We start from the raw sequence: 26,963 nt of genomic DNA, 5'->3' as shown, positions 1-26,963 counted from the left end.
GACGGACATCACCCCTGGCGATCGGGCAGGCGGCAACAGTCTGGCTTGCCCGTTCAAAGGAATTGCTATGTGGATTCCGCCGCACCGGCGATTAGGTGGGGCATTGAGTATAGAAGGCGGCCATGTCGAACACCCTGACCCATCTCCAGCGGCTGGAAGCCGAAGCGATCCACATCCTGCGCGAAGTCGTGGCCGAGGCCGAGCGTCCGGTCATGCTCTACTCCGTGGGCAAGGACAGCGCGGTGATGCTGCACCTGGCGCGCAAGGCGTTCTACCCCTCGCCCCCGCCCTTCCCGCTGCTGCATGTCGACACGACCTGGAAGTTTCAGGAAATGTACAAGCTGCGTGACCGGATGGCGCGCGAAAGCGGGATGGACCTGCTGGTCTATCAGAACCCCGAAGCCGCCGCGCGGGGCATCAACCCATTCGATCACGGCGCGCTCCACACGGACATGTGGAAGACCGAAGGGCTGAAGCAGGCGCTCGAAATGTATGGCTTCGACGCAGCCTTTGGCGGCGCCCGGCGTGACGAGGAAAAGAGCCGCGCCAAGGAACGCATTTTCAGCTTCCGCACCGCCAGCCACGGCTGGGATCCCAAGAACCAGCGGCCGGAACTGTGGAACCTGTACAACGCGAAGAAGCACAAGGGCGAGAGCATCCGCGTCTTCCCGATCAGCAACTGGACCGAACTGGACGTGTGGCAATACATCCAGCTCAACGACGTTCCCATCGTCCCGCTCTATTTCGCGGCCAGGCGCCCGACGGTGGTGCGCGATGGGATGCTGCTGATGGTCGATGATCGTCGCTTCCCGCTCCAGCCCGGCGAAGCGGTGGTCGAACGCTCGATCCGGTTCCGCACGCTGGGTTGCTATCCGCTGACCGGTGCGGTCGAGAGCACGGCGGCGACTCTCTCCGAAGTCATTCAGGAAACGCTGCTGACCACCACCAGCGAACGGCAGGGCCGCGCGATCGACAAGGACGCGGGCGGCGCGGGCATGGAAGTGAAGAAGCAGCAGGGGTATTTCTGATGACCGATACTTCCGTCTATCAGACCGAAGCCCTGATCGCCGAGGACATCGACGCCTATCTCGACAAGCACCAGCACAAGTCGATGCTGCGGTTCATCACCTGCGGCAGCGTGGACGATGGCAAGTCCACCCTGATCGGACGGCTGCTCTATGACAGCAAGATGATCTTCGAAGATCAACTGGCCGCGCTGGAAACCGACAGCAAAAAACAAGGTACGCAAGGGCAGGAAATCGACTTTGCGCTGCTGGTCGATGGACTGGCGGCAGAGCGCGAACAGGGCATCACGATCGACGTCGCATATCGCTTTTTCGGCACCGAAAAGCGCAAGTTCATCGTCGCGGATTGTCCGGGGCATGAACAATACACCCGCAACATGGTGACCGGGGCGTCCACGGCCGATCTGGCGGTGATCCTGATCGACGCACGCAAGGGCGTGCTGACCCAGACCCGCCGCCACAGCTTCCTGTGCCACCGGATCGGCATCCGCCACATCGTGCTGGCGGTCAACAAGATGGACCTGGTGGGTTACGATCAGTCGGTGTTCGACCGGATCGTTGCCGATTACCGCGCCTTTGCCGACAGCATCGGGATCACTGAATTCACGGCGCTGCCAATTTCGGGGTTCAAGGGCGACAATATCACCGCGCTCTCGGCCAACACCCCGTGGTTCACCGGCCCGGCGCTCGTCGAGCATCTGGAATCGGTCGAGCTGGATACCACCGCCGCCGCAGCCGCGCCGCTGCGGATGCCGGTGCAGTGGGTCAATCGCCCGAACCTCGATTTCCGGGGCTTTTCGGGTCTGATCGCCAGCGGCACCGTGCGCCCCGGCGATGCGGTGCGCGTGCTGCCGTCGGGCAAGACCAGCACCGTCACGCGGATCGTCACGCTGGACGGTGATCTGGATGAAGCCGTTGCCGGACAATCGGTTACGCTGTGTTTCGCCGATGAAATCGACTGTTCGCGCGGCGATGTGATTGCCGCCGCCGATGCCCCGCCCGAAGTCGCCGACCAGTTCGAAAGCACGCTGGTCTGGCTGGATGACGATGCCTTGCTGGTAGGCCGGTCTTACTGGTTGAAGCTGGGCACGCAGACCGTTTCGGTGACGGTGGCAGCGCCCAAATACACGATCAACGTCAACACGATGGAGCGGCTGGCAGCCAAGACGCTGGACCTCAACGCCATCGGGGTGGCTGAAATCACCACCGACAAGCCGCTGGTGTTCGATGCCTACACCACCAACCGGACGCTGGGCGGGTTCATCCTGATCGACAAGCTGTCCAACCGCACGGTCGGCGCCGGAATGCTGCACTTCAGCCTGCGCCGCGCGCAGAATGTCCACTGGCAGGCGCTCGACGTCACCCGCGCCGCGCATGCCGCGCTGAAGCACCAGCAGCCCGCCGTGCTGTGGTTCACCGGGCTGTCGGGATCGGGCAAGTCGACCATCGCCAACATGGTCGAAAAGCGGCTCCATGCACTGGGCCACCACACCTTCCTGCTCGACGGCGACAATGTCCGCCACGGGCTCAACAAGGATCTGGGCTTTACCGAGTCCGACCGGATCGAGAATATCCGCCGCGTCGGTGAAGTGGCAAAGCTGATGACCGATGCCGGGCTGATCGTGCTGACCGCGTTCATCAGCCCGTTCGCGGCGGAACGCGACATGATCCGGTCGATGCTGCCCGGCGGCGAATTTATCGAGATTTTCGTCGATACCCCGCTGGAAGTGGCGGAGGCGCGCGATGTGAAAGGCCTCTACAAGAAGGCCCGCAGCGGGAGCCTCAAGAACTTCACCGGGATCGACAGCCCTTATGAAGCGCCGGAAAATCCCGAAATCCGGGTCGACACCACGCGCGAAACCCCCGAAGAAGCGGCGACACGGATCGTCGATCTGATCACCGGGAATCGCAACGAAACATGGATGCCGACCATATGACCGACGCGCAGCTGGCTGCCCACCTGGCCGATGTGGCCGGGCAGCTGCTGCTGGAAGTGCGCGCCGCCGGGCTGCTCCCCGCCAGGGCGCTGGGCAAGACCGGGGACGCCACCGCGAACCAGTTCCTGTGCCACGCGCTGCGCGAATTGCGGCCCGACGACGGCCTGCTGTCCGAAGAGGAAAAGGACAACTTCGACCGGCTGAGCTTTTCGCGCGTGTGGATTGTCGACCCGGTCGACGGCACCCGCGAATATGGCGAGGAGCGGACCGACTGGGCCGTCCACGTGGCGCTCGCCATCGATGGCCGCCCGGTTCACGGCGCGGTCGCCTTGCCGGGCTCTGCGGTAATGCTGCGGAGCGACCAGCCGCAGCCTGTTCCGCCCGCGCCAGAGCGGCTGCGGATGGTCGTCAGCCGCACGCGCCCTGCTGCCGAAGCCATGCAGGTGGCCGCCGCGCTCGACGCCGAAGTGATCCCGATGGGCAGCGCCGGGGCGAAAGCAATGGCGGTCGTGCTGGGGCAGGCCGACATCTACCTCCACACCGGCGGCCAGTTCGAATGGGACAGCTGCGCCCCCGCCGCCGTCGCGCTGGCGCACGGCCTGCACGTCAGCCGGGTCGACGGCAGCCCGCTGGTCTACAACCAGCCCGATACCTACATGCCCGATCTGCTGATCTGCCGCCCGCAGCACGCGCAACTGGTGCTCGATATTCTGGCGGGCGACTGAGCCATGACCGGATCGCCCCCGGACGCAACCGCCGATCCCCGCTTTTCCGATCTGCTGGCGCGCCTTTACCGCGGCATCGACGCGCCGCAGCCGTGGGAAAGCTTTCTGGAAGCGCTCGCGGAGTGGCTGGACGCGACGTTCGCCACACTGATCATCGCCTCGCCGGGGCGCGGCCTTCCGGGTACGTTCATCACGCCGGGGGCCGATCCGGACCATGCGCGGCTCTATCTGGGGCAATACTTCAACGACGACCCGTTCCAGAACCTGCCCGAAGGTCGGGTCATCTCGTTCGGCGAATTCATTGCGGGCAAGCCACCGGGCGAGCACGCCGCCTACCGCGAATACCTGGTGCTGGCAGGGGGCGAGCAAGTGCTCGCCGTGGACTTGCGCTTTGGCGGCCAGTTCGAGGCCCGCTTTCGCATCACCCGGCTGGCCGACCGGCCCGACTTCTCGGCACGTGAGCGCACCCGGTTTCAACAACTGGTCCCGCATTTGCGGATCGCGGTCGGCCTGTATGAAAAGCTGCAATTCGCCAGTGCCCAGCACGCCGTGTTCCGCAGTGCGACCGAGGGGCTGGGCCTCGCCCTGCTGGTGCTGGATCGGCAGGGCCGGATCGTCAGCAGCAACCTGCTGGCCGAACGGATCATGGCCGAAGGCGAAGGCATTCGCCGCGCGGGCGATGCCGTGCGGTTTGATGCCACGGTGCTGAAACGCAAGGTCGATGACCTGCTGGCCAGCGGCAGCGAGACCGGCAGCGTTACGCGCTTTCGCATCCCCCGCGCCGAGCATGGCGATCTGGTCGCCACCGCCCGCGCGATCGACCTGCCTGCGATCCATTCCGGCACCGGCGCGCTGGCGCTGTTCCTGGCCCGGCCGGACAATGACCGCGTGCTCGATCCCGCCGCGATCCGCGACCTGCTGGGCGTGACCCCGGCAGAAGCGAGGCTCTGCGCGGAACTGGCCCACGGCCATTCCCTGGTCGAAGCCGCGCGCCTGCTGGGCATCGCGCACAACACCGCCAAGGCGCAGTTGCGCTCCGTCTTCGCCAAAACGCAGGTTCACCGCCAGTCGCAGCTGATGAACCTGCTCGGCGCGCTGTCGGGTTAGGCGATCAGCGCATAATCTTCCATGACTGGCGCGGCCATCGCATCGGCGAAGGCGTCATAGCTCCACGGCCAGGTGGCGGGCACGCCTTCATTGTCCAGATACCAGCTGGTGCAACCCGATCCGAAGATCGTTTTCTTCGCTGCCGCGACCCGCCGGGTTTCGTAATCATCAAACGCCGCCTGTGTCGGCACCACGCTCCGCGCATGGCCGCTGCGCAGCTGTTCGATCAGCTGATCGATATAAGTCCACTGCCGCTCGGCAATGTCGATCAGCGAGAAATTGCCGACCGGGCCGGTCGGGCCGTTGAGCATGAAAAAGTTCGGAAAACCGGGCAGCGTGACCGCCAGATAGGCCGTCGGGCGACGTTCCCACACATGGTCGAGCGATATTCCGCCCGCCCCCAGCACCGTGGTCGGGCGAATGAACCGGTCGGCTTGAAAGCCGGTCGCCAGGATCAGCGTATCGAGTTCGTGGAACGTGCCGTCCTGCATCCGCACCCCGGTCGGCTCGATCCGCTCGATCCGCCCGGTTTCGACAAAGACCGCCGGGTGCTGCACTTCCTCGTAATAGCACCACGAATAGATCAGCCGCTTGCACGCTGCGCGATAGTTCGGGCGCAGCTTCTCGCGCAGTTCCGGATCGGGGATGCTGTTTTCCAGGTTCTGGCGGCAGACTTCCTCGATCTCGTGCATCTCCGGGCCTTCGATATCGGTAACGCCGTCGGTGAACCGCTTGATCGCGCCGATGTATTCCTCGTTATAGCGGATCGCATCCATCAGTTCCGGATTGCTGCGGAATGCCGCGCGCTCCTCATCGGTGTATTCGAACTGCGGCACGGGCATGACCCACTGCGGGCTGCGCTGGAAATGGACCAGCTTGTCGACCTGCTTGTTGATCGCGGTAACGATCTGGATGCCGGTCGATCCGCAGCCGATCAGGCCCACTTTGGCGCCATCGATCTGTGCGCTGTCATCCCACCGGGCGGTGTGGAACGCCTTGCCCGCGAACGTATCCAGCCCCGGAATATCCGGCATCTTGGGATGGTGCAGCACGCCCGATGCGGCGATCACGACATCGGCTTCCACCGTTTCGCCATTCGCCAGCCCCAGCGTCCAGACCTGCCGGGCATCATCGAATACGGTGGACACGACCTCGCAGCCAAACCGGATCGACGGCAGGATGCCGTACTTGTCCGCGACATATTCGAAATAGCCCTGCACTTCGCTGCCCGTGGCGTAATAATTACGCCATTCGGCATAAGGTTCGAACGAGTAGGTATAGGCATGGGCCGGCACATCGCAGGTCAGGCCCGGATAGCGGTTTTCGCGCCAGGTCCCGCCGATCTTCGCGGCCTTTTCATAGACGGTGAACTGCTCGCCCCGCTCCTTCAGCTTGATCGCGGCCAGAACGCCGGCCATCCCCGCGCCGATGATCGCGTATCGCAGTGCCTTGGGTGTGCTGGTCATGAACGGGTTCCTCTGCCGATTGTTTGTTGGAGCATGGCATATGGGTCCGAACCTGCGCCAACATCACCCATTAGGGTTATGTTCAATCCTGGACCGTCTGGCACAGTCCGCTCAAAGAACAACGAGCGTGGGAGACAGTGATGACAACGGACTTTCCGACAGGCGCCTGCGTGGTGTTCGGGGGCAGCGGCGGAATCGGTCAGGGCGTGGCGCTGGAATTCGGCCGCGCGGGCAGCGCTGTGGCGATCTGCTATCGCTCCAAGCAGGACGTCGCCGAACGCACCGCCGACGCGATCCGCGCGCTGGGGGTCAAAGCCTCAACCCATCAGGTCGATGTGCGTGAGCGGGCGGGCGTGGACGCTGCAATCGCCGCGATTGCTGCGCAGCATGGCCGGATTCACTCGATGGTCTGGGGCGCTGGGCCGCTGGTCGCGCAGACCCCGCTGGCGGAGTGGAGCGAGGACCAGTTTCGGGGTGCGATGGAGGTCGAGGTATTCGGCTTTTACAACGCCACCCGCGCGCTGATCCCGCATATGCGCGCCCACGGTGGGGGCAGCTTCGTGCATCTGGGGTCCGCCGGGCATGACTGGTTCCCCAAGCTGGATGGACTGTCGGTGGTCCCCAAGGCGGCCAACGAAGCCCTGATCAAGGGCATCGCCAAGGAAGAGGGCGAGCACAACATCCGCGCCAATTCGGTGCTGGTCGGAGTGATCGATGCGGGGATGTTCCATGAACTGTCCGCGCAAGGCGTGTTCGATGACCAGTGGGTGCAGGAAACCCACAAGCTGCTGTGCCTGCGCCGCTGGGGCCAGGCGGCGGACATCGGCGCGGCGGCGGTGTTCTTTGCATCGGCCAAGGCCAATTACGTGACCGGACAGACGATTTCGGTGTCGGGCGGCTTCGGTGTCTGACACGCTCGGCCCCGCTCCGCTGGACCTTGCCGAAGCGCTCGACCGGCTGGCGCTGCAAAAGCTGGCTTGGACTTATTGCCACGCGATTGACCGGCAGGATCTGGCGCTGGTCCGCAGCCTTTATCACGATGACGCCGTGGACGATCACAGCCCGATGTTCATTGGCTCGCCCGATGAATATGTGGCGTGGCTGCCCGCGATGCTGGCCAACTGGGCGCTGACATCGCACACGATCAGCACCATGCATTTCCTGATCGCGGGCGATCTGGCCGAGGGCGAACTGGCCACCACCGCCTATCACCGCACCGCCGATGGCCTGCGGGAAATCATCGCCCACGGCCGTTATCTGGACCAATACCGCAAGGCGGACGGCGTCTGGAAATTCCAACGCCGCTCGCTCGTGCTGGATTGGTTCGAGGACCGCGCCGTGCAGCGCAGCGCCGGGCCGTCAATTGATCAGGGCGTGGCGACCGGCCAGCCCAGCGGGCTCGACCCGCTCTATTCCCGCTTGCCGCTGTTCGCGGCGGACCGGCAGCGGCGGCAAGCGCGCCAGTAAGTGGCCGAATGTGTGCCGCCCGGCCCGGACTGCCGATTGCACGCGCCCGCCCCAGATGCTTAGTCATTTGCGCGCCCCGCTGGCAACGGCCCGCGCGGCAAGGGAAGGAGCGCTAGCGGACATGAACGGGCGGCACCGCGTCCTTTATGCGGGATCCCGGCTCCACACTCCGGTGCTGGAGCGTCTGGCCCCTGCCCGCGCCGCTGGCTTCACCGCCCTGTCGATCTGGCCCAGCGATGCGCGCGGGGCTGACCTGGCCGAACTACGCGCAGCGATCGACGCTGCCGGGCTGACGGTGACCGACGTGGAACTGGTCGGTAACTGGCTGCCTGCTCATGCCGCTGTTCCGGATGGCCCATGGCGCGCGATCAAATGGCAGACGGCGGCGCACGTGCTGCCGATTGCAGCGGCGCTGGGGGCGCAGTGCGTATCGGTGGCGGAACTGTTCGCCGTGCCGTTCGATGGTCCGGATTTCGCCTGCCATTTCCGCGAACTGTGCCGCGCTGCTGCTGATCACGGCCTGTCGGTTGCATTGGAATTCGTGCCGACGGGCGGCGTGCGCTCGCTGTCCGAGGCATGGGAAGTGATCGAGCGGGCTGACTGCCTCAACGGCGGTCTGATGGTCGACAGCTGGCATTTCCTGCGCAGCGGATCGTCGCTGGATCAACTGGCCGGTATCCCCGGTGACCGGATTCTGTCAGTCCAGCTGTCCGATGCCCCCGCCGTCCCGGATGCCGATCTGGCAAAGGAAATGACCAACCGTCTGCTGCCCGGCGAAGGTGCGGTCGATTGGCCCGCCTTCATGCAGGCGCTGGCCGCCACCGGCACGTTTTGCCCCATCGGGGTCGAGGCGTTCAACGCCGAGCTTGATGCCCAAACCACCGGCTTTGCCATGCAGGCCTGCGCCGACGCGCTCGATGCCTGCCTGGCCCTTACCGACCTGACGATGGAACCCCTGCGATGACCTCGAACCGCTATCCCCACCTGCTCTCCCCCGGCAAGATCGGCACGCTGGAACTCAAGAACCGCATCGCCGTGACCGCGATGGGGGTCAGCCTTTCGGAAGACGACGGCACCGTCGGCGAACAGCTGATCGCCTATCACGAGGAACAGGCGCGCGGCGGTGCCGGGCTGATCATTTGCGGGGTGGCCGGGGTTGCCTGGCCGGTGGGTCAGGTCGCATGGCAGCAGACCGCGATTTCGGATGACAAGTTCATTCCCGGCCTGAAGAGCCTGACCGAGCGGGTCCATGCCCACGGCGCGAAAATCGCAATCCAACTGCACCACGGCGGTCTGGTGGCGGGCTATTCGCACGCGCGATATGGCCACCCGCTGTGGGCACCGGGCTATCCCCCCGCCCCCAAGGGCAACTTTACCGAGCATTTCCTGATCGAGGAAATGGCCGGGTTCGCCAACATGAAGCCGCCCGAAATCAAGGTGCTGGAACAGGCCGACATCGATCTGGTCGTCGCCCAGTTCGGCGCGGGCGCGCGCCGGGCGAAGCAAGCCGGGTTCGACGGAGTGGAGGTCCACGCCGGGCATGGCTATCTGCTCTCCAGCTTCATTTCGCCCTACACCAACCAGCGCACCGACCTGTATGGCGGATCGCTGGAAAACCGGCTGCGGCTGCTGCTGGAAGTGCTGGCGGCGGTCCGCGCCGAAGTGGGGGCGGATTACCCGGTCTGGGTAAAGCTGGACTCGCGCGAAGTCGGCAAGGACGGCATCACGATTGAGGATGGCAAGGCGGCGGCCCGGCTGGTCGAAGCCGCCGGGGCCGACGCGATCACCGTCACCGCCTATCACGAAACCGGCAAGGGCGCGCTCCATTCGGAATCGCACACCCCGCACGTGGAAAGCTTCAACATGTCCGCCACCGCCGAAATGCGCAGCGCGGTGAGCATCCCGGTGATCGGATCAGGCCGGGTCGAACCCGAAGTGGCCGACCGCTCCATCGGCGCTGGTGAGCTTGATTTCGTGGCGATGGGCCGCAAGCTGCTGGCCGATCCGGCGCTGCCCAACAAGCTGCTGGCGGGCAATCCGGACAAGGTCCGGCCCTGCGTCTATTGCTACACCTGCATCAGCGCGATCTACATGGGCGGCGGGGCGCGCTGCGCGGTCAATCCGGACTTGTCGTTCGAACATGAACCGGCCGAATTGGCGGCATCTGCGCCCAAGCACGTGGCCGTCATCGGCGGCGGCCCCGGCGGCATGGAAAGCGCGCGCCGCCTCGCCGCGCTGGGCCACAAGGTGACGCTGATCGAACAGGGCGACCGGCTGGGCGGTACGCTGCGCTTTGCCAGCCTGGCTTACCCGGCCAACGAACGCCTGCTCGACTGGCTGCGGCTGGAAGTAACCGAAGCCGCCGTCGACGTGCGCCTGTCCACCACTGCCACGCCCGACTTGCTGCGCGGTTTGAACGTGGATGAAGTGATCGTGGCAACCGGCGCAATCCGGGGTATGCCCGAAATCCCCGGCGGCGATCTGCCGCACGTCTTTTCGGGCGATGACATGCGCCGGATGATGCTGGGCGAAAGTTCCGAGGAACTGAAGCGCAAGACCGGCCTGTTCACGCGGCTGGCGACCAAGGTTGGCGCGGCGACCGGGGCCACGGCCAACCTCGCGCTGGTGCGCAAGGCGACCCACGCGTGGATGCCGCTGGGCGACAACATCGCGATCATCGGCGGCGAACTGGTCGGCATCGAACTCGCCGAATTCCTCGCCGAACGCGGCCGCAAGGTGACCGTGATCGAGGAATCCCCGCGCCTGGGCAAGGGCCTCACGCTGGTGCGGCGGATGCGCATCCTGACCGAACTGGCCGAACACGGGGTCGCCCTGCACGGCGGGGCCAGCGCGGTGACGATTGGGGCGAAGACGGTTACCTTCACCGACATGCAGGGCACTGCGCAGACTGTGCCGGCGGACAACGTGATTGTCGCCAAGGGCGCGGAAGGCGATCTGACACTGGCCGACAATCTGAAAACCGCCGGCTTCACCGTTTACCCAATCGGTGACGCCACCGGGGTCGGTTACATTGAAGGCGCGATGCACGGTGCGCGGGCTGCCGTGCGGGCGATTGCAGGGGTGGCGGGCTGAGCGCGGCCTCCAACCCCAAGCGCCAACACCACGTCCGCGACTAAACGCGCCCTATCCGCGCAGTTCGGTTTTCAGCACTTTGCCGCTGGCGTTGCGGGGCAGGTCGTCGACCAGCACAAAGCTGCGCGGCACCTTGTAGTTGGCCATGTTCTCGCGGCTCCACCCGATTAGTTCGGCCTCGGTCACACGCGCGCCGGGGCGCTGTACGACATAGGCCTTGCCGACTTCGCCCATCCGCTCGTCCGCCACGCCCACCACGGCAACCATCGCAATGGCCGGATGAACTGCCAGCAGCTTTTCAACTTCCGCCGGATAGACGTTGAAGCCGCCCGAAATATAGAGGTCCTTCATGCGGTCGGTGATCCGCACATAGCCAGCCTCGTCCATCGTCCCGACATCGCCGGTGTGCAGCCAGCCGTCGGCGTCGATCGCCTCGGCCGTGGCTTCGGGATCATCGAGGTAGCCCAGCATCACCCCCTGCCCGCGCACCAGAATCTCGCCGGTCTCGCCGCGCGGCACTTCATCGCCCGCCGCATCGGCAATGATCACTTCGTTGCCGGGAATCGCCGCGCCGCAAGTCTGCGCGATCAGGTCCACCGGGTCGCCGGGGCGGCAGCCGGTGATGTTGACGCATTCGGTCATGCCATAGGCGGTGATGATGTCGCGGATGCCCAGTTCGCTGCGGATGCGTTCGACCAGCACCGGCGGAACCGTCGCCGCGCCGGTCGTCCCGCCGCGCAGCGACGCGGTATCGAACGCGGCCTTTTCCAGCTCGCTCAGCAGCATCTGGAAAACCGTGGGCGGTCCGGGAAAGAAGTTGATCTTCTCCCGCTCGATCAGGTCAATCGCCTGATGCACATCGAACTGCGCCATCGGCACCGCGACCGCGCCGGACAACAGGCAGGCCACCCAGCCCACTTTCAGCCCGAACGAATGGAAAAACGGATTGGCGATCAGGTAGCGTTCGCCAAATGCCAGCCCCGTGTTGCCGATCCACACCGCGCATTGCGGCAGGACGCGGCCGTGCGTCATCAGCACGCCCTTGGGGCTGCCGGTGGTGCCGCTGGTGAACAGGATATCGCTGATCGTGTCGGCATCGATTGCCGCCAACGCCGCATCCACCGCCGGATCGGACGCGCCTTTGCCGCTGGTCAGGAACGCGTCAAACTCGCCGTCCAGCATCACCGTTTCGCGCAAGTCCGGCAGATCCTCATCCGCCAGCAGCGTGCGGTAATCGATCCCCAGAAAGTCGTTCACGGTGAACAGCAGCCGCGCCTGGGTACGGCGCAGGATGTCCCCCGCCTCGCGCCCTTTCAGGCGGGTGTTGAGCGTGACCACCGCCGCGCCAACGCTCATCGCCGCCAGCGCCGCGACGATCCATTCGCGGCGGTTCGGCGCCCAGATCGCCACCCGGTCCCCCGGACCGACCCCGCGCGCCAGCAGCGCAGAGGCCCCGGCGCGCGACCGGCCCCACAGCTCGGCAAAGGTCCAGGTCACCGCGCCCTCAATCACCGCCGGAGCATCGGGCCAGGTCCGCGCGGCGGCCTCGGCAGCGTGAGGGATCGTGGCGGGCAGCGGACTGAGCATCAGGCGACCTCGAACAGACCGGCCGCGCCGATGCCGCCGCCCGGATAGACATCATCCACGCGGGCCGGATCGATCCCGGCGCGGTCCAGCGCGGCATCGATGACATGCACCGACAGCACGCGCCCCTCGGTATCGTTGAACGCCCCGCGACAGGCTTTGCCAATGGCGGTGCGGGCGGCGGAAGCGATGGCGGCGTCGCGCATGGTCTGGGTCCTTGTCCTCAACCGGCAATCATGTTGCCGGGACCGAAATAGGCCTTCATTTCCCTGACCTTGCCGTTCCCGTCGAAGGCGAAAGTATCGATCACGTGGATTTCCATGTCCTTGCCATCGAAGTGCAGCAGCACGTGGAACGCAAAAGCGGCGTGATCGGTTGCCACGCGCACTGGCCCATCCAGCACGAGCTTCGCGCCGGTCGCCATCGAGGCCTGATAAAATTCGCGGATCGCCGCCCGCCCCACTTTCGGCGGGGTGCCGATCGGGTCCTCGACCACGGCATCTTCGGCAAAGATCGCCACGGCCTGTTCCGGATCGCCCGCCGCAAAGGCGGCGACATAGGCGTGGACGGCGGCTTCCATCTGTTCAGGTGTTGGCATGGTCATCCTTCCGGAAAATAGCGGCTGATGGTGTCGACCACGCAGGCCGGCTTATCACCGCCCTCGATCTCCACGGTGACGCGCACGACCGACTGGATCGCACCCTTCACTTCCTCGACGCTCACGATCTCGCCCACTCCGCGAATGCGGCTGCCGACCTTGACCGGGCTGAGGAACCGCAACCGATCCGCGCCGACGTTCACCGCGTGGGAGAACCCACGCACTTCGATCAGGTCGGGCAGGAAGAAATTGACCAGGCTCATGGTCAGGTAGCCGTGGGCGATGGTGCCGCCGAACGGGCCATCCTTGGCGCGGTCAACGTCAACGTGGATCCACTGGTGATCGCCGGTCACTTCGGCAAAGCCGTTGACCCGGTCCTGCTCAATGGTGAGCCACTCCGTGGCCCCAAGGGCCGTGCCCTCTTGCCCGATCAGGTCGCGGGGGGAAGCAAAGATCTTGGTCATGGTCAGGCCCGCTGGCTGGAAACCGACAGCACTTCGCCGGTCATGTAGGACGACAGGTCTGACGCAAGGAACAGCATCACATTGGCGACTTCCCAGACTTCGGCAGGCCGCCCGAAGGCCTCCTTGGCCGACAGTTCGGCCAGCAGATCGTCGGTCGTCACCTTGGCCAGAAACGCGTGCATCGCAATCGACGGGGCAACCGCGTTGATCCGCACGTTGTGTTCTGCCGCCTCGACCGCCGAACAGCGGGTAAAGGCCATCACGCCAGCCTTGGCAGCGGCATAATGCGCCTGCCCCTTTTGCGCGCGCCAGCCCAGCACGGAGGCGTTGTTGACCACCACGCCGGACTTGCGCTGATACATCGCGGGCAGGAACGCACGGCTCATCCGGAACACGCTGTTGAGCGTGACGTCGAGCACGCGGAACCACTGATCGTCGGTCATGTCGACCACATCGACTTCGCCGCCAAGGCCCGCGTTGTTGATCAGCACATCGACATGGCCCAGCTGCGCCAGCGCACCGGCATGGAGCGCGTCGACCTGATCCTGACTGGTCACATCGCACACGACCGTCGCGGGACGCTGGCCGCATTCAGCCGCGATCCGGTCCGCCGCTTCGCCCAGACGGCGTTCGTGAAAATCGCTCATCAAGACGGTCGCACCTTCTTCCACCGCGCGTTTGGCGGCGGAAAAGCCAATGCCGGTGCCGGCAGCGGCGGTCACCACCACGGTCTTGCCGGTCAGCAGATTGCGGCCCTGCGGATAAGCCGGGATCGGGGCGGCCATCAGACGTCTCCTCTGGGTTCGCGCGGCATACCCAGCCCGCGTTCGGCAATCAGGTTGCGCTGAATCTGGTTGGTCCCGCCGTAAATCGTGTCGGCGCGGCTGTAGAGGAACAGGTTGGGCAGCGTGTCCCATTCATACTCTGCGCCATCGGCCACTTCCCCGGCCTGCCCCAGCACGTCCATTGCCAGTTCGCCCAAGGCGCGCCGCCAGCTGGCCCACTGGATCTTGTAGGTCAGCGCCGCCCCGTCGATCTTCGAATGATCGGTCTGCGACAGCATCCTGAGGGCACCATAGCGCATCAGGTTGAGGCCGATTTCGGCCTTCGCAATGCGCTGCCGGATCAGCGGGTCGCTGGCCGCGCCATTGGCCTTCGCCGCAGCGATAATCTCATCCAGTTCGTTGCGGAAGCCCATCTGCTGGCCGAGCGTCGAGACGCCGCGTTCGAACGCCAGCAGGCCCATCGCGATCTTCCACCCCTCACCCGGCGCGCCAATCAGGCTGTCCGCCGGGCAGCGCGCGTCGGTGAAGAAGGTTTCGTTGAATTCGGCATCGCCGTTGATCTGCGTGATCCCGCGGATCTCGATCCCCGGCTGGTCGATTTCCATCATCAGGAAGGTCAGGCCCTTCGGCCCCTTCGAACCCTCCTCGCTGCGGGAAACAACGAAAATCCAGTCGGAAATATGCGCCAGACTGGTCCAGATCTTCTGGCCGTTAACGATCCATTCCTCTTGGCCACTCACCACCTCAAGCCGCGCCTTGGTGCGGACCGAGGCCAGGTCGGACCCGGCGCCGGGTTCGGAAAAGCCCTGACAGAAAATCGTCTTGCCCGCCGCGATATCGGGCAGGAAGCGCTGCTTCTGCGCGTCGGTGCCAAACGCCAGAATGGTCGGCCCGGCCAGCTCGATGCCAATGTGGTTGACCCGGCCCGGAACCCCGGCGCGGGCGTATTCCTCGGCAAAGATCACCTGATGGGCCAGGCTGGCATTGCGGCCGCCCCATTCCTCAGGCCAGCCGATGCACGACCACTTGTGCGCGGCCAGCTGCTGTTCCCATTCCTTGCGGCGTTCGGGACTGGCGGTCAGCTTGGTGATGCCCTTGATGTCCCTGAACTCGCCCGCCATCTGGCCGTTCAGCCAGTCGGCGCATTCGGCCCGGAACAGCTCGTCCGCGCGTGAAAAGCCCAGCTTCATGCCGCGTCTCCCAGGATCATGCTGGCAATCCGTTCGCGGTGCCAGTTCCCGCTCCCCAGCATCGACTGGAGCGCGCGGGCGCGTTTGAAATAGAGGTGGGCGTCGTGTTCCCAGGTAAAGCCGATCCCACCGTGCAGCTGGATCATGTTGCCCGCGCACATGAAGTAGGTGTCGGCAGCAAAGCTCTTCGCGGAATGGACCGCCAGCTCCGCCTCGTCCGAGCCTTCGTCGACCGCGCAAGCCGCCCAATAGACAGCAGAGCGAGCCTGTTCGATTTCGATCATCATGTCGGCCAGGCGGTGCTTGTAGGCCTGGAACGACCCGATCACGCGGCCGAACTGGACGCGCTCCTTTGCGTAGCCCACCGTGCGGTCGAGCGCAGCCTGCGCCCCGCCCAATGCCTCGGCGGCAACCGTGACAAAGCCCGCGCGGTGCGCCGCCGCGATTGCGCTGGCGGCGTCCGCCAAAGGTGCTGCCGCCGCGCCGGACAGCGCAACGCGCGCATAGGGCCGGGTCTGGTCCATCGTGGTGCAGGCGGTGACGGTCACACCGGCCGCATCGGCGGGGATAATCCAAGCGCCCGTGTTGCTGGTGACGACGAACACCTGCGCCGCTGCGCCATGCGCCACGAACTGGTCCGCGCCGGTCAGCGCATTGCCATCCGCCGTCAGCGCGGCATCGTGGACATAGCCCGCGATCACCTCGCCCGACAGCAGCCGGGGAAGCCATTCGGCCTGCTGTTCGGCGCTGCCGCCAGCGGCAATCGCCTGCGCCGCCATGGCGAGCGAGCCCAGCATCGGCAGCGCGGCAACTTGCGCGCCCGCCGCTTCGGCAATGATCGCCAGCTCGACCAACCCCAGCCCGGCGCCGCCAGCGTTTTCGGGAATGCCGATGCCCGACAGGCCCAGTTCCTGACAGAACGCCGTCCACAGTGCGTGGTCGATCCCGTCTGCCGCCATCGCCTTGCGGGTGCGTTCGGAGGTGGCGTTTTCAGTGAAAAAGGCGCGTGCGGTTTCCGCGATCATCGCCTGTTCGTCGGTAAATGCGAATTCCATGTCAGGCGGTCCCCCAGACCTTGCGTGGAGCCACGCGGGCGGCGATCAGTTGTTCGACCGCCGCGCCGACTTCGGCCGGTGCCCACTGCGCGCCCTTGTCCACCACCGGACCTTCGCGCCAGCCGTCTTCCAGCATGATCTTGCCGCCTTCGAGTTCGAAGACGCAGCCGGTCACGTCGGCGCTTTCACCGCTGCCCAGCCACACGACGGTCGGCGCGATGTTGGCCGGGTCCATCACGTCGAACGTCTGGCCTTCGGTCGCCATCTTGTCGGCAAAGGCCTGCTCGGTCATGCGGGTGCGGGCCGACGGGGCGAGCGCATTGGCGGTGATGCCGTAACGCCCCAGTTCCGCCGCCTGCACCAGCGTGAGCGAAGCAATCCCGCCCTTGGCGGTCGAATAGGCGGCCTGCGCAATCGAACCTTGCAGCCCCGCACCGGACGAGGTGTTGATGATCCGCGCGTCGGGATTGGTCCCGGCCTTCTGCTTGGCGCGCCAATAGTCCACAGCGTGGCGCGACAGGCAGAAATGCCCGCGCAAGTGGACGTGCATCGTCGCGTCCCATTCCTCCAGCGTGGCGGAAACGAACATCCGGTCGCGCACGATCCCGGCGTTATTGACCACCACGTGCAGGTCACCAAATGCAGCCACGGCGGCATCGACGATCCGCTTGGCGGCGTCCCAGTCGGTGATGTCTTCGTAATTGGCGATGGCCTTACCGCCAGCGGCGACGATTTCGGCCACCACGCCGTCGGCAGCGCTGGTGTCGCGCCCTTCGCCGTTCAGCGAGGTGCCGATGTCGTTGACTACCACGTTGGCGCCTTCAGCCGCGAAGGCCAGCGCATAGGCCCGGCCCAGCCCGCGTGCGGCGCCGGTGATGATGACGGTCCGGTTTTCGCAAATACCCATTACAGCCTCTCGATAATCGTGACGTTGGCCTGGCCGCCGCCTTCGCACATGGTCTGCAGGCCGTAGCGCCCCCCGGTGCGTTCCAGCGCGTTCAGCAGCGTGGTCATCAGCCGCGCGCCGGTCGCGCCCAGCGGATGGCCCAGCGCAATCGCGCCGCCGTGAATGTTGACCTTGTCATGCGGAATGCCGAGTTCCTTCATCCATGCCATCGGCACGGATGCGAACGCCTCGTTGCATTCGAACAGATCGATATCGGCAACGGTCATGCCCGCTTTCTTCAACGCATATTCGGTGGCCGGGATCGGCGCGGTCAGCATCCACACCGGATCGTCGGCGCGGACAGATATGTGGTGGATGCGGGCGCGCGGCTTCAGGTTGTGTTCCTTCACCGCGCGTTCGCTGGCGACCAGCATCGCGGCGGCCCCGTCGCAGTTCTGGCTGGAAATCCCGGCGGTGATGATCCCGCCTTCCTGCACGGTGCGCAGGCCCGCCAGCCCTTCGAGCGAGGTGGTCGGACGAATGGTTTCGTCCGCTGCCAGTTCGGCCATCGGTGCAATTTCATTGGCGAACCAGCCGTTGTCCGCGGCCGCCTGCGCGCGCTGATGGGATTCGACCGCGAACGCCTCCATCTCGGCGCGGGACAGGCCCCACTTTGCCGCGATCATTTCCGCCGAATTGATCTGGTTGAGGATCCCGTCGCCATAGCGCGCGACCCAGCCGGGCGAGGTGTTGAACGGGTTGGAGAAGCCGTACGGCTCCGCTGCCAGCATTGCCGCCGAAATGGGAATCGCGTTCATCGCCTGACTGCCGCCCGCGACGACCAGATCCTGCGTCCCGCTCATCACCCCTTGCGCGGCGAAGTGGACGGCCTGCTGGCTCGATCCGCACTGGCGGTCAATCGTGGTGCCGGGAACGTGCTGCGGCAGGCCTGCGACCAGCCACACGGTGCGGCCAATGTCGCCCGCTTGCGGTCCAATGGTGTCGCAGCAACCCCAGACGACGTCGTCCACCAGATTGGCGTCGATCCCGGTGCGCTCCACCAGCGCCTTGATTGGATGCGCGCCAAGGTCCGCCGGATGAACCCCGGCCAGACTGCCCTTCTTGCGCCCGATGGGCGTGCGGACAGCGTCGATGATATATGCTTCAGCCATGGTGATCCTCAGGCAAAGGTGTGTTCGGGGCCGATCGGCAAGCTGCCGCCCAGCACGGCATCGTCAATCCGTTTGAGATGGAACGCGCGGTCGCCCCAGGCGCCGCACAGTGCCCAGCTGCGCTTCATCCAGAAGTGCAGGTCCACTTCATAGGTGTAACCCATCGCGCCGTGGACCTGGATCGCGGTTTCGGCGGTCAGCATCGCCGCGTCGCTTGCCGCCAGCTTGGCATGGCTGACATGGGCAGCAGCGCTGGCCAGCCCGTCCTGCAGCGCCGCCGCCGCGCGCCAGACCACCGGCTTGGCAAACTCGATCGCAACCGAGCAACTCGCCAGCTGGTGCTTGATCCCCTGAAACGCGCCAATCGGCTGGCCGAACTGGGTGCGCAGCTTCGCGTACTCAACCGCCTGATGCAGCATCGCATCGGCCAGCCCGACCAGCTGCGCCGCACTCATCAATGCGCCAAGGTTGAGGAGATAGTCATCCCCCGCGCCGTTCGCGTCGAGCGAAGTCGAGACGCCTTGCGCTGCCGTGTCTCGACTTCGCTCGACACGAACGGTGAGTTTTCTGAGTGGATCAACGCTGACCAGCGCATCCCCGTCCCCATCGGCCACCCACGGATTGATCGCGTGCGCCGGGGCCAGCTTGCGCGTGCCCGCCACCACATCGGCCAGGCCGTCCGTCTGTCCTTGCGAGAGCAGCCACGGCACGCCAACAAATGCGGTATCGACCAGCGGTTCGGCCAGACAGGCGCGCCCGCATTCCGCCGCGATCAGCGCGGCTTCGATCAGCCCCATGCCCAGCCCGCCGTGCGCTTCTGGCACCAGCAGCCCGGTCAGACCCATATCGACCAACCCCTGCCAGATCGCCGGATCGCGCGGGCCGGCCTCGTCCAGATGCCGCAGCACTTCGGGGCCGTGCGTGCCCGACAGGTAATCGCGCACGCTTGTCGCCAGCGTCAGCTGGTCGTCGGAAAACCGGAAATCCATCAGCCCGCTCCCACGCGAGGAAGGCCGAGCAGGCGTTCGGCCGTGATGTTGCGCTGCACCTCGTTCGATCCGGCATAGACCGGGCCAGAGAGCGAGAAGATATAGCCTTCAAGCCACTGGTTGATGCGGCCATCGTCAAACCGCTTCAGTTCAGCCGCTGCGCCCAGCAGCTGCATCGCGGTGCGGTGCATCGAGCGGTCGAGTTCGGACCAGAAGATCTTGTTGAGGCTCGCCTCTGCGCCGATCTTGCCCCCGGCCATGATTTTCGCGGCCACGGCATAGGTATTATAGGCATAGGCCTGCGCCGCGCCCCACGCCTGCACCACTGCCTCGCGCGCCGACGGTGCGGCATGATCGGCGTGCTGGCGGTAGAGTTCGACCAGCCGCTTCGCCGTCGCCTGAAACCGTCCGGGCGAGCGCAGCATCAGTCCGCGTTCGAACCCGGCAGTGGCCATCGCCACGTTCCAGCCCTGCCCTTCGCCCGCCAGGCAATTTTCCACCGGCACGCGCACTTCATCGAAGAACAGTTCGGCAAAGCCTGTGTCGCCGTGCAGCTGGCGGATCGGGCGGCGGGTGATGCCGGGGCTGTTCAGATCGAACAGGATGAAGGTCAGGCCCTTGTGGCGCGTGCTGTCCGGGTCGGTGCGGAAAATGCCAAAGCCCCAGTCGGCAAAAGCCGCGCGGCTCGACCACGTTTTCTGGCCCGTGATGACGTAGTGATCGCCGTTCCGCACCGCCTTTGACTGGATCGCGGCCATATCGCTGCCCGCACCGGGTTCGGACCAGGCCTGCGCCCAGATCACTTCGCCCTTGGCCATCGGGGTCAGGAAGCGGGCCTTTTGTTCCTCGGTCCCGAATTCCATGATCGTCGGGCCGAGCAGGAAAATGCCGTTCTGATTGGCCCGGTTCGGCCCCCCTGCGCGGAAATATTCCTCCTCGAAGATCAGCCACTGGATCAGGTCCAGCCCGCGCCCGCCATAGGCTTCGGGCCAGGTGACCATGCCCCAGTTGCCGCTGGCCAGCGTGCGCTCCCACTCGACATGCTGGTCATAGCCTTCGCGGCATTCCAGCGTGACGAGCGGCTCCTTCGGCACGTGCGCTTCCATCCAGGCGCGCACTTCGGCCCGGAACGCCTGCTGTTCGGCGGTATATACCAGTTGCATCAGAATTTGGCCGCCTTGCCGGTTTCGACGAACGCGTCGCGGCTCTTCTGGCTGTCTTCGTGCATGTACATTTCCAGCGTGAAGCCCTGTTCCCAGCGATAACCGCGATCGACGTCACGCGGCTCCAGCCCGTTGAGCGCTTCCTTGGCGATGACCAGCGCCTTGCGGCTCTTGGATGCGATGACCGCGCAGAACGCGCGCGCTTCGGCCACCAGATCGGCGCGCGGCACCACCTGTTCGACCGCGCCCAGCCGGTAGGCTTCCGCCGCCGGAATATTGCCGCCCGTGAAGAACGCCGCGCGGACCTTGTGCAGGGGGAGCATCCGCGACAAGTGGCTGGCCCCGCCCATCGCGCCGCGATCGACCTCCGGCAGCGAGAAGAACGCATCGTCCGCCGCGATGATCGTATCGGACGCGCCGCAAATCCCGATCCCGCCGCCGATCACGAACTTGTGCGCCGCGACCACCACCGGCACTTCGGCATCGCGGATCGCCTTGAAGGTCAGGTAATTGCCGCGGTTGAGCACGGTGATCCGTTCCGGATGCGCCTGCATTTCCTTGATATCGACCCCGCCGCAGAACCCGCGCGATTCCTCAGCCGCGCGGATCAGCACGCAGTTGACTTCGGGGTTGCGCGCCGCAGCGGTGATGATGTCGGGCAAGGACATCCAGGTCTGGCTGTCGAACGCGTTGACCGGGGGGACATCGAACACGATTTCCGCGATCCGGTCAGCGATATGAGTTGTAATCGGCATATTATTCTCCGTTCGCTTCGAGCGAAGTCGAGAAGCCCGGCACCCGTGTCTCGACTTCGCTCGACACGAACGGCGGGGTGTTTGAATGTTGGCAAAGCGCGGCCAGCCGCGCGTCCGCTTGCGCCACGATGCTGTCGATCAGGGCGGCGCAGGTCGGCAGGTCGCCCAGCCGTCCGCCCACCAAACCGGTGGCCATCAGGCCGTCTGCGTCAGCGCCGTCGACCACGGCGCGCTGGATCAACATCGGGGCGGCTGCGGCCATCATCGCCTGCATCAGCGACAGCCCGCCGTGCGAGGTCATGCCCTTCGCCGCGCGGTACAGGTCCGCGAAGGATGCGCCGGTCTGGCGCTTCATCGCCAGCCCCGCCTCCACCGCGCGCAGCCACATGCCGATCCGGCCGGACTGCTCGATGCGCTGCAGCGCGGGGTTCAGGATCATCCGCTGCGGGATGCCGTCAACCTTGGTGGTGACGACGATGTCGTTCGTGCCCGCTTTGACATAGCGGCCCTTGGTGCTGGCCGGGACCGGGCTTTCCGCCGTCATCAGGAACCGCGTGCCCATCGCGATGCCGCAGGCACCATAGGCCAGCGCCGCCGCCAGCCCGCGCCCGTCGCCAAATCCGCCCGCCGCGACGACCGGCACGTCCACCGCGTCCAGCACTTGTGGCAGCAGCACGGTAGAGGGGACCGATCCTGTATGCCCGCCGCCCTCGCCGCCCTGCACCACGACCATGTCGCAGCCCAGTTGCACCATCTTTTCAGCATGCTTCACCGCGCCGACCGTGGGGATGCACAGGATACCCGCATCCTTGAACCGGGCGATCATCTTCGAATCCGGACCGCGCCCGAAACTGACCGCGCGCACCCGGTCGCGGTTGGCCAGGATCACTTCGACGATTTCCGCAGCGCCCGGCTGGAAGCTGTGGAAATTGATGCCGAAATTGTGCGCCGTCAGATCGCGCAGCCGCGCCACTTCCGCCCGCGCCTCGGCCGGGGTCATCACCGCGCAGGCCAGGAACCCGAACGCCCCGGCATTGCTGGAGGCGGCCACCAGTTCGGGCATCGCGATCCAGCCCATCGCGGTCTGGATCACGGGAACACGGCAGCCCAGTGCCTGTGTCAGCGCAGTTTCGATCACGCCGGTCAGCCTTCCTTGGCCTGCTGCTTGTTCTGCGCCGCCATGGTCTTGCCGTCCAGCCCGCCCAGCGAATTGCCCATCACCAGATCGTTCTGCGCGTGGGCAAAGTGGTGCATGTGGAACACCGCATCCATCGCGGTCCGCTTGCCGCGCAGTTCCTCGACGTGGTTGATCGCCTGCTTGGTCAGCCAGTTGCCAAGGCGCGGCTGCGCGGCCAGCTTGGCCGCCATCGCCGCAACCGTGTCGCGCAGTTCCGCGCGGGACACGATCTTGTTGACCATGCCGAACTGTTCGGCGCGGCTCGCGCTCATCCGTTCACCCAGCAGCAGGAATTCCTTGGCCACGCGCGGCGGCAGTTCAAACGCGTGGGCGAAGTATTCCACGCCGGGAATGCCCATGCGGTTGACCGGGTCCTGGAAGAATGCGTCATCGGTTGCCACGATCAGGTCGCAGACCCACGCCAGCATCAGTCCGCCCGCGATACAGGCGCCCTGCACCATGGCAATGGTCGGCTTGGCAATGTCGCGCCAGCGGCGGCACATGCCGAGGTATTGTTCCTGCTCGCGCGTGTAGAGCAGTTCCGCACCGGGGCGCGTCACGTGCGGCGGCACCATCAGGCGGTTTTCGAACTGCGTGTACAGATCGCGCCCCGGCGTGCCGATGTCATGGCCCGCGCTGAAGTGCTTGCCGTTGCCCGCCAGCACGATGCACTTCACCGCATCGTCGTTGGTCGCGCGCATGAACGCATCATCCAGCGCATACGTCATCTGCCCGTTCTGGGCATTGTTGAAGTCCGGGCGATTGAGCGTGACCCAGGCCACGCCATCGATCACTTCATACAGCACCGGCTGGTCGGTTTCGTAAACGACGTCCACCTGTTTCGGCTCGACTAGATCGCTCATGGTTCTCTCTCCCCTCAGGCCTGCCCGGGACGGGCTGGCGGGTTATCCTTGATGACACTGGCGCGGATATTGTGCGGATCGAGCCGGGCGATGATCGCCAGTTCCTCGGCTCCCGGCAGCGACGTTTCGGTCAGCGCACCGCGCTCCAGCGCGAAGCCGGTCGCTTCCTGCACCTGCTCGAACGTCACGCCGGGGTGCAGCGACACGACGCGGACCGCGTTGTCCGTGCCGCCAAAGTCCATCACGCACAGGTTGGTCACGATCACGCGCAGATCGACGGCGGAATAGTTCCCCCCCGGCACGCGCTTCGCCGGGTTATAGCCCACGCCCGACACCATATCGACTTCACCGGCCACAAACACGCGGGGCGTATGGCTGGGGAAGAAGAAGCTGTTGGGGTGGTAGATCGTGTTGCCGGGAAATCCGCGCACACCCAGCATCTGCGTCTTGGGCTGCTGGTGCGTGCCGCCCAACTGCGACAGGTTGATCTGCCCGAACCGGTCAATCTGCGTCGGCGTGACCATCGCATGACGCCGCCCGCTCCACACCGCGCTGTCGAAGAAGCGCGAGAACGGCAGGTGTCCGGCAAACTTGGGCTGATAATCCCCGCGCGGGCCGAGCGGCACGGGCTGCTCAACCAGATAGGCCTCGCCGTCGGTCATCATCAGTTCGGGGGTATGAGTCAGCTTGGCCAAGCTCGCGCCGAGACGCGGGACCGGGCCAACGCCGGTCGCGACGACTTCACCATTGCCCCGGAACGCTTCCGAAGCTGCGAAAATGCAGAGTTCTGCCAGGGTAACTTCGCTCATCAGAACACCGGCAGCGGGAGAGCCGCAACCGCCTCCTTTCCGCCAACGGATTCCAGATATGCGGCCTCATCCGCGCCGACGAAACGGTCCTTGACTGCGTTCCAGTCGCCCGGATCTTTCGCTGCATCGGTATAGGCCTTGAACGCCTTCATGTCCCAGCCATAGGCCGGCGGCATCGAACCGGGATGCGCGCCGCACGGGATATGGGTGACGCCGCTGACGAAGCAGCGTTCGAACACGTTGGCCTGCGCGGTGTCAGGATAATGGTCCTCCATCCTGTCCACCAGTTCCTCACAGCTGAGGTAGGTTTTCACCGCCGCCTTGGCGAACCATTCGTCGTAGTAGGCATCCGGCCCGAACAGCTGGACGTTGCCGCGCCAGTCGCTGCGGTTGACGTGCAGCAGCGCCGCATCCAGCTTCAGCGCGGGCATCGCGATCAGCACTTCGCCATCATCATAGGGCGACTGCACGTGCTTCAACCCGCCGAGGTCCGCCAGATCGGTGCCAAGGCCCACGCGGGTCGGCAGGAACGGCAGACCGAACGCGGCGGCTTTGAGGCCCCACTGGAACATGCCTTCGTCGAGTTCCATCACCTCGATCTGCCCGGCCTCACGGCTTTTACGGAACCACGGCTCCAGCGGGATCGCGTCCAGGCTGACGAACGCGAAGACCAGTTTCTTCACTTTGCCCGCCGCGCAGAGCATCCCCACGTCCGCGCCGCCATAGGCGACCACGGTCAGGTCTTTCAGGTCAGACCGCAGGATTTCGCGGACCAGCGCCATCGGCTTGCGCCGCGGGCCCCAGCCGCCGATCCCCAGCGTCATTCCGTCTTTCAGTTGCGCGACGATTTCCGCCGGCGTCATCCGTTTATCGAGCATGTTCATTCCGCCGCGTTCTGTTGCTGTTCGTTCAAGGCCTTCATCCAGGCCCAGTCATGGCCCCAGACGCTGATGGCGGTGTGCCGGGTGGTTTTCCAGTTGACCGGATCAATCACCAGGCTGTCGAAGCCAATTTCCAGATCGAACCCGCCGGGGGTCTGGACATAGAAACCGGTCGTTTCGTCATTCACGTGGCTGCCCAGCGTGGCGCTTTCAGGATAGCCGTGCTGCTTCATCCGGTCGTGCGCTTTGCCGACTTCGATCAAGGTCGGCATTTCCAGCATGATGTGGACCGCGCCAGACGGCGGGATCGGCCCTTCGCCCAGCGCGATCGAATGATGGCGGCCATTGTCGGCGTGCATGAAAGCAAAGCCCATTGAAGGGCCTTCGGGTCCGAACAGTTCAAAGCGCGGCATATCGGTTTCATGGAAACCCACGACATCGCGGTAGAACGTCACGCATTCGTCAAAGTTCGGCGCGGAGAACACCGCATGGCCCATGCCCATTGCGCCGGTCACGAACGACGGCACGCCCACCGGGGAGACGAACGGCAGGTCGGTCGCGCTGTCGCCATGGTAAAACTCCAGCCCGTTGCCCGCCGGATCGCTGGTGCGGAAGAATGCTGCCACCCCGCGCAGCGCGGCATCCGCAGGGCTGCCCTGCTCAACCGGACGGCCCGCAGCGCCAATCGCGGTGGCCAGCGCCTCAAGCGCAGCACCATCAGCCACTTCGTACCCGGCGGCCAGGAAATACTCACGCCGCCCCTGCTCGATCCGGAACCGGAACGGGCGCTGATCGACACGGTAAAGCGCCGCGCCATCGGCGGCGTCGGGTGCGCGCATCACACCTGCGACTTGCGTCAGGAAGTGATCCCATCTGTCCGGCTGCGCGGTTTCGATCACCACATAGCCGAGCGCCTTGATGCCCATAGCTGTCAATTTCCTTTCACGAGGTCGAGGAAGTAGGGGCGTTCGCCCCCGCCATCGACGTTGATCCTTGCACCGCTGACCCAGCTGGCGAGATCGGAGCAGAGCCACAGCACGGCCCCGGCGATGTCCGATCCGGTGCCCATGCGGCCCAGCGGCATGGACCGGCCGACTTCGGCCTGGGCCTGCGCATCGCCGTAAGTCAGATCGGCAGTTTCGGTTTGCATCAGCCCAGCGATAATTGCGTTCACACGCACGCCTTGCGGACCCCATTCCTGCGCCAGACTTTGCGTAAGGTTCAGCAGGCCCGCCTTCGCAGCACCATAGGCTGCGGTGCCGGGTGACGGGCGGATGCCCGATACACTGGCAATGTTGATCACGTTGCCGCCGCCCGCTGCAACCATGTGCGGATAGGCCGCCTGCGCCATGTACATCGGGGCGTGCAGGTTGAGCTTCAGGATGGAATCGAAAAAGCGCGGGCTGGCCCTCGCCGCCTCAACCGTCGGCGATCCACCGGCATTGTTGACCAGGATGTCGAGCCGCCCGTGCGCCGCAATCGTGTGATCGACCAGCGCCCTGGCCTGGTCCGGTTCGCGAATGTCGGCGGCGACAAATGACACGCCGTCCGGCAGTTCAGCAGGCGCGTTTCGGCCGCAGACGACCACCGCACAGCCCGCCTGTGCCAGCGCGGCGGCAATATCCTTGCCCAGCCCGCGCGTACCGCCCGTCACGATTGCCACGCGCCCGGTCAGATCGATGGCGTTGCCACCTTTCACAGCCCACTCTCCCCATAATGCCGTCAAAGCAGGGTTTGCCTGTTTCACGGATTCGAAAATCTTCATTATCGAA

The 26,963-nt window shown here is 65.4% G+C and carries 26 protein-coding genes and 1 pseudogene; 8 read left to right on the top strand and 19 right to left on the bottom strand.

All coding sequences use genetic code 11. The features are described 5' to 3' along the window. The first annotated feature begins 122 nt into the window (after nucleotides 1–122). Genes cysD through Q8Q53_RS09310 form a run of 4 tightly spaced genes read left to right on the top strand, consistent with a single transcriptional unit; the run spans nucleotide 123 to nucleotide 4,794 of the window. On the top strand, nucleotides 123–1,028 hold the full coding sequence (cysD, locus tag Q8Q53_RS09325; RefSeq protein WP_305701495.1) for a sulfate adenylyltransferase subunit CysD: 906 nt from the start codon (nucleotides 123–125) through the stop codon (nucleotides 1,026–1,028). Continuing rightward, nucleotides 1,028–2,962, top strand: coding sequence for a sulfate adenylyltransferase subunit CysN (cysN, locus tag Q8Q53_RS09320; RefSeq protein WP_305701494.1), 1,935 nt, complete (start codon nucleotides 1,028–1,030; stop codon nucleotides 2,960–2,962). The genes cysD and cysN overlap by 1 nt, the downstream gene beginning before the upstream one ends. Beyond that, nucleotides 2,959–3,687, top strand: coding sequence for a 3'(2'),5'-bisphosphate nucleotidase CysQ (locus tag Q8Q53_RS09315; RefSeq protein WP_305701493.1), 729 nt, complete (start codon nucleotides 2,959–2,961; stop codon nucleotides 3,685–3,687). The genes cysN and Q8Q53_RS09315 overlap by 4 nt, the downstream gene beginning before the upstream one ends. A 3-nt stretch (nucleotides 3,688–3,690) precedes the next feature. After that, the gene (locus tag Q8Q53_RS09310; protein ID WP_305701492.1) at nucleotides 3,691–4,794 is read left to right on the top strand and encodes a helix-turn-helix transcriptional regulator; all 1,104 of its coding nucleotides are present in this window, start codon (nucleotides 3,691–3,693) and stop codon (nucleotides 4,792–4,794) included. Here the strand turns inward: Q8Q53_RS09310 and Q8Q53_RS09305 are convergent. Continuing rightward, nucleotides 4,791–6,260, bottom strand: coding sequence for an NAD(P)/FAD-dependent oxidoreductase (locus Q8Q53_RS09305; protein ID WP_305701491.1), 1,470 nt, complete (start codon nucleotides 6,258–6,260; stop codon nucleotides 4,791–4,793). The genes Q8Q53_RS09310 and Q8Q53_RS09305 overlap by 4 nt on opposite strands. Nucleotides 6,261–6,400: 140 nt before the next feature. Between Q8Q53_RS09305 and Q8Q53_RS09300 the strand changes: the two genes are divergently transcribed. The 4 genes from Q8Q53_RS09300 to Q8Q53_RS09285 all read left to right on the top strand — a co-directional run bounded on the left by Q8Q53_RS09300 (nucleotide 6,401) and on the right by Q8Q53_RS09285 (nucleotide 10,820). After that, on the top strand, nucleotides 6,401–7,171 hold the full coding sequence (locus Q8Q53_RS09300) for an SDR family NAD(P)-dependent oxidoreductase (protein ID WP_305701490.1): 771 nt from the start codon (nucleotides 6,401–6,403) through the stop codon (nucleotides 7,169–7,171). Further along, nucleotides 7,164–7,727: a nuclear transport factor 2 family protein gene (locus Q8Q53_RS09295; protein ID WP_305701489.1), complete on the top strand. Its 564-nt coding sequence runs from the start codon at nucleotides 7,164–7,166 to the stop codon at nucleotides 7,725–7,727. Before Q8Q53_RS09300 ends, Q8Q53_RS09295 begins: the two co-directional genes overlap by 8 nt. Nucleotides 7,728–7,848: 121 nt before the next feature. Continuing rightward, nucleotides 7,849–8,691, top strand: a complete 843-nt coding sequence (locus tag Q8Q53_RS09290; protein WP_305701488.1) for a sugar phosphate isomerase/epimerase — start codon at nucleotides 7,849–7,851, stop codon at nucleotides 8,689–8,691. Further along, the gene (locus Q8Q53_RS09285) at nucleotides 8,688–10,820 is read left to right on the top strand and encodes an FAD-dependent oxidoreductase (RefSeq protein WP_305701487.1); all 2,133 of its coding nucleotides are present in this window, start codon (nucleotides 8,688–8,690) and stop codon (nucleotides 10,818–10,820) included. The genes Q8Q53_RS09290 and Q8Q53_RS09285 overlap by 4 nt, the downstream gene beginning before the upstream one ends. A gap of 51 nt (nucleotides 10,821–10,871) precedes the next feature. Here the strand turns inward: Q8Q53_RS09285 and Q8Q53_RS09280 are convergent, their stop codons facing one another. From Q8Q53_RS09280 to Q8Q53_RS09195, 18 genes and pseudogenes are all read right to left on the bottom strand, one after another. Continuing rightward, on the bottom strand, nucleotides 10,872–12,407 hold the full coding sequence (locus Q8Q53_RS09280; RefSeq protein ID WP_305701486.1) for a FadD3 family acyl-CoA ligase: 1,536 nt from the start codon (nucleotides 12,405–12,407) through the stop codon (nucleotides 10,872–10,874). A 32-nt stretch (nucleotides 12,408–12,439) separates the two neighbouring features. Next, nucleotides 12,440–12,610 (bottom strand): annotated as a pseudogene (locus tag Q8Q53_RS09275) (acetyl-CoA C-acyltransferase); the annotation flags it as partial. A 17-nt stretch (nucleotides 12,611–12,627) separates the two neighbouring features. Next, nucleotides 12,628–13,002, bottom strand: a complete 375-nt coding sequence (locus Q8Q53_RS09270) for a nuclear transport factor 2 family protein (protein ID WP_305701485.1) — start codon at nucleotides 13,000–13,002, stop codon at nucleotides 12,628–12,630. Nucleotides 13,003–13,004: 2 nt separating this feature from the next. Next, a complete protein-coding gene (locus Q8Q53_RS09265; protein WP_305701484.1) occupies nucleotides 13,005–13,466 on the bottom strand; it encodes a MaoC family dehydratase in 462 nt (153 codons plus the stop codon). 2 nt (nucleotides 13,467–13,468) lie between these two features. Then, nucleotides 13,469–14,251 (bottom strand): SDR family oxidoreductase, encoded by a 783-nt coding sequence (locus tag Q8Q53_RS09260; RefSeq protein WP_305701483.1) that lies wholly within the window; start codon nucleotides 14,249–14,251, stop codon nucleotides 13,469–13,471. Continuing rightward, complete coding sequence (locus Q8Q53_RS09255; protein ID WP_305701482.1) at nucleotides 14,251–15,441, bottom strand: acyl-CoA dehydrogenase family protein; 1,191 nt, start codon at nucleotides 15,439–15,441, stop codon at nucleotides 14,251–14,253. Before Q8Q53_RS09255 ends, Q8Q53_RS09260 begins: the two co-directional genes overlap by 1 nt. Next, nucleotides 15,438–16,496, bottom strand: coding sequence for an acyl-CoA dehydrogenase family protein (locus Q8Q53_RS09250; RefSeq protein WP_305701481.1), 1,059 nt, complete (start codon nucleotides 16,494–16,496; stop codon nucleotides 15,438–15,440). Before Q8Q53_RS09250 ends, Q8Q53_RS09255 begins: the two co-directional genes overlap by 4 nt. Before the next feature lies 1 nt (nucleotide 16,497). Next, entirely contained in the window at nucleotides 16,498–17,403 is a 906-nt protein-coding gene (locus Q8Q53_RS09245; RefSeq protein ID WP_305701480.1) for an SDR family oxidoreductase, read from the bottom strand. Further along, nucleotides 17,403–18,554 carry an acetyl-CoA C-acetyltransferase gene (locus tag Q8Q53_RS09240; RefSeq protein WP_305701479.1) on the bottom strand — a complete coding sequence of 384 codons (1,152 nt, stop codon included), beginning with the start codon at nucleotides 18,552–18,554 and terminating at the stop codon, nucleotides 17,403–17,405. The genes Q8Q53_RS09245 and Q8Q53_RS09240 overlap by 1 nt, the downstream gene beginning before the upstream one ends. 8 nt (nucleotides 18,555–18,562) lie before the next feature. Next, nucleotides 18,563–19,543, bottom strand: coding sequence for an acyl-CoA dehydrogenase family protein (locus tag Q8Q53_RS09235; protein WP_305701478.1), 981 nt, complete (start codon nucleotides 19,541–19,543; stop codon nucleotides 18,563–18,565). Beyond that, nucleotides 19,543–20,706 (bottom strand): acyl-CoA dehydrogenase family protein, encoded by a 1,164-nt coding sequence (locus Q8Q53_RS09230; protein WP_305701477.1) that lies wholly within the window; start codon nucleotides 20,704–20,706, stop codon nucleotides 19,543–19,545. Before Q8Q53_RS09230 ends, Q8Q53_RS09235 begins: the two co-directional genes overlap by 1 nt. Further along, nucleotides 20,706–21,461: an enoyl-CoA hydratase family protein gene (locus tag Q8Q53_RS09225; protein ID WP_305701476.1), complete on the bottom strand. Its 756-nt coding sequence runs from the start codon at nucleotides 21,459–21,461 to the stop codon at nucleotides 20,706–20,708. The genes Q8Q53_RS09230 and Q8Q53_RS09225 overlap by 1 nt, the downstream gene beginning before the upstream one ends. 1 nt (nucleotide 21,462) lies before the next feature. Further along, the gene (locus Q8Q53_RS09220; RefSeq protein ID WP_305701475.1) at nucleotides 21,463–22,599 is read right to left on the bottom strand and encodes a nitronate monooxygenase family protein; all 1,137 of its coding nucleotides are present in this window, start codon (nucleotides 22,597–22,599) and stop codon (nucleotides 21,463–21,465) included. 5 nt (nucleotides 22,600–22,604) lie between these two features. Next, nucleotides 22,605–23,501, bottom strand: a complete 897-nt coding sequence (locus Q8Q53_RS09215; protein WP_305701474.1) for an enoyl-CoA hydratase — start codon at nucleotides 23,499–23,501, stop codon at nucleotides 22,605–22,607. A 14-nt stretch (nucleotides 23,502–23,515) separates the two neighbouring features. Beyond that, the gene (locus tag Q8Q53_RS09210; protein ID WP_305701473.1) at nucleotides 23,516–24,310 is read right to left on the bottom strand and encodes a CoA-transferase subunit beta; all 795 of its coding nucleotides are present in this window, start codon (nucleotides 24,308–24,310) and stop codon (nucleotides 23,516–23,518) included. Next, on the bottom strand, nucleotides 24,310–25,188 hold the full coding sequence (locus Q8Q53_RS09205; RefSeq protein ID WP_371136539.1) for a CoA transferase subunit A: 879 nt from the start codon (nucleotides 25,186–25,188) through the stop codon (nucleotides 24,310–24,312). The genes Q8Q53_RS09210 and Q8Q53_RS09205 overlap by 1 nt, the downstream gene beginning before the upstream one ends. 2 nt (nucleotides 25,189–25,190) lie before the next feature. After that, nucleotides 25,191–26,117, bottom strand: coding sequence for a VOC family protein (locus Q8Q53_RS09200; RefSeq protein WP_305701471.1), 927 nt, complete (start codon nucleotides 26,115–26,117; stop codon nucleotides 25,191–25,193). A gap of 5 nt (nucleotides 26,118–26,122) precedes the next feature. After that, nucleotides 26,123–26,890 (bottom strand): SDR family oxidoreductase, encoded by a 768-nt coding sequence (locus Q8Q53_RS09195; protein ID WP_305701470.1) that lies wholly within the window; start codon nucleotides 26,888–26,890, stop codon nucleotides 26,123–26,125. Between the last annotated feature and the right edge of the window lie 73 nt (nucleotides 26,891–26,963).

It is taken from the genome of Novosphingobium sp., assembly GCF_030699305.1.
GTDB lineage: Bacteria > Pseudomonadota > Alphaproteobacteria > Sphingomonadales > Sphingomonadaceae > Novosphingobium.
This window is presented reverse-complemented; position numbering and strand designations above follow the sequence as displayed.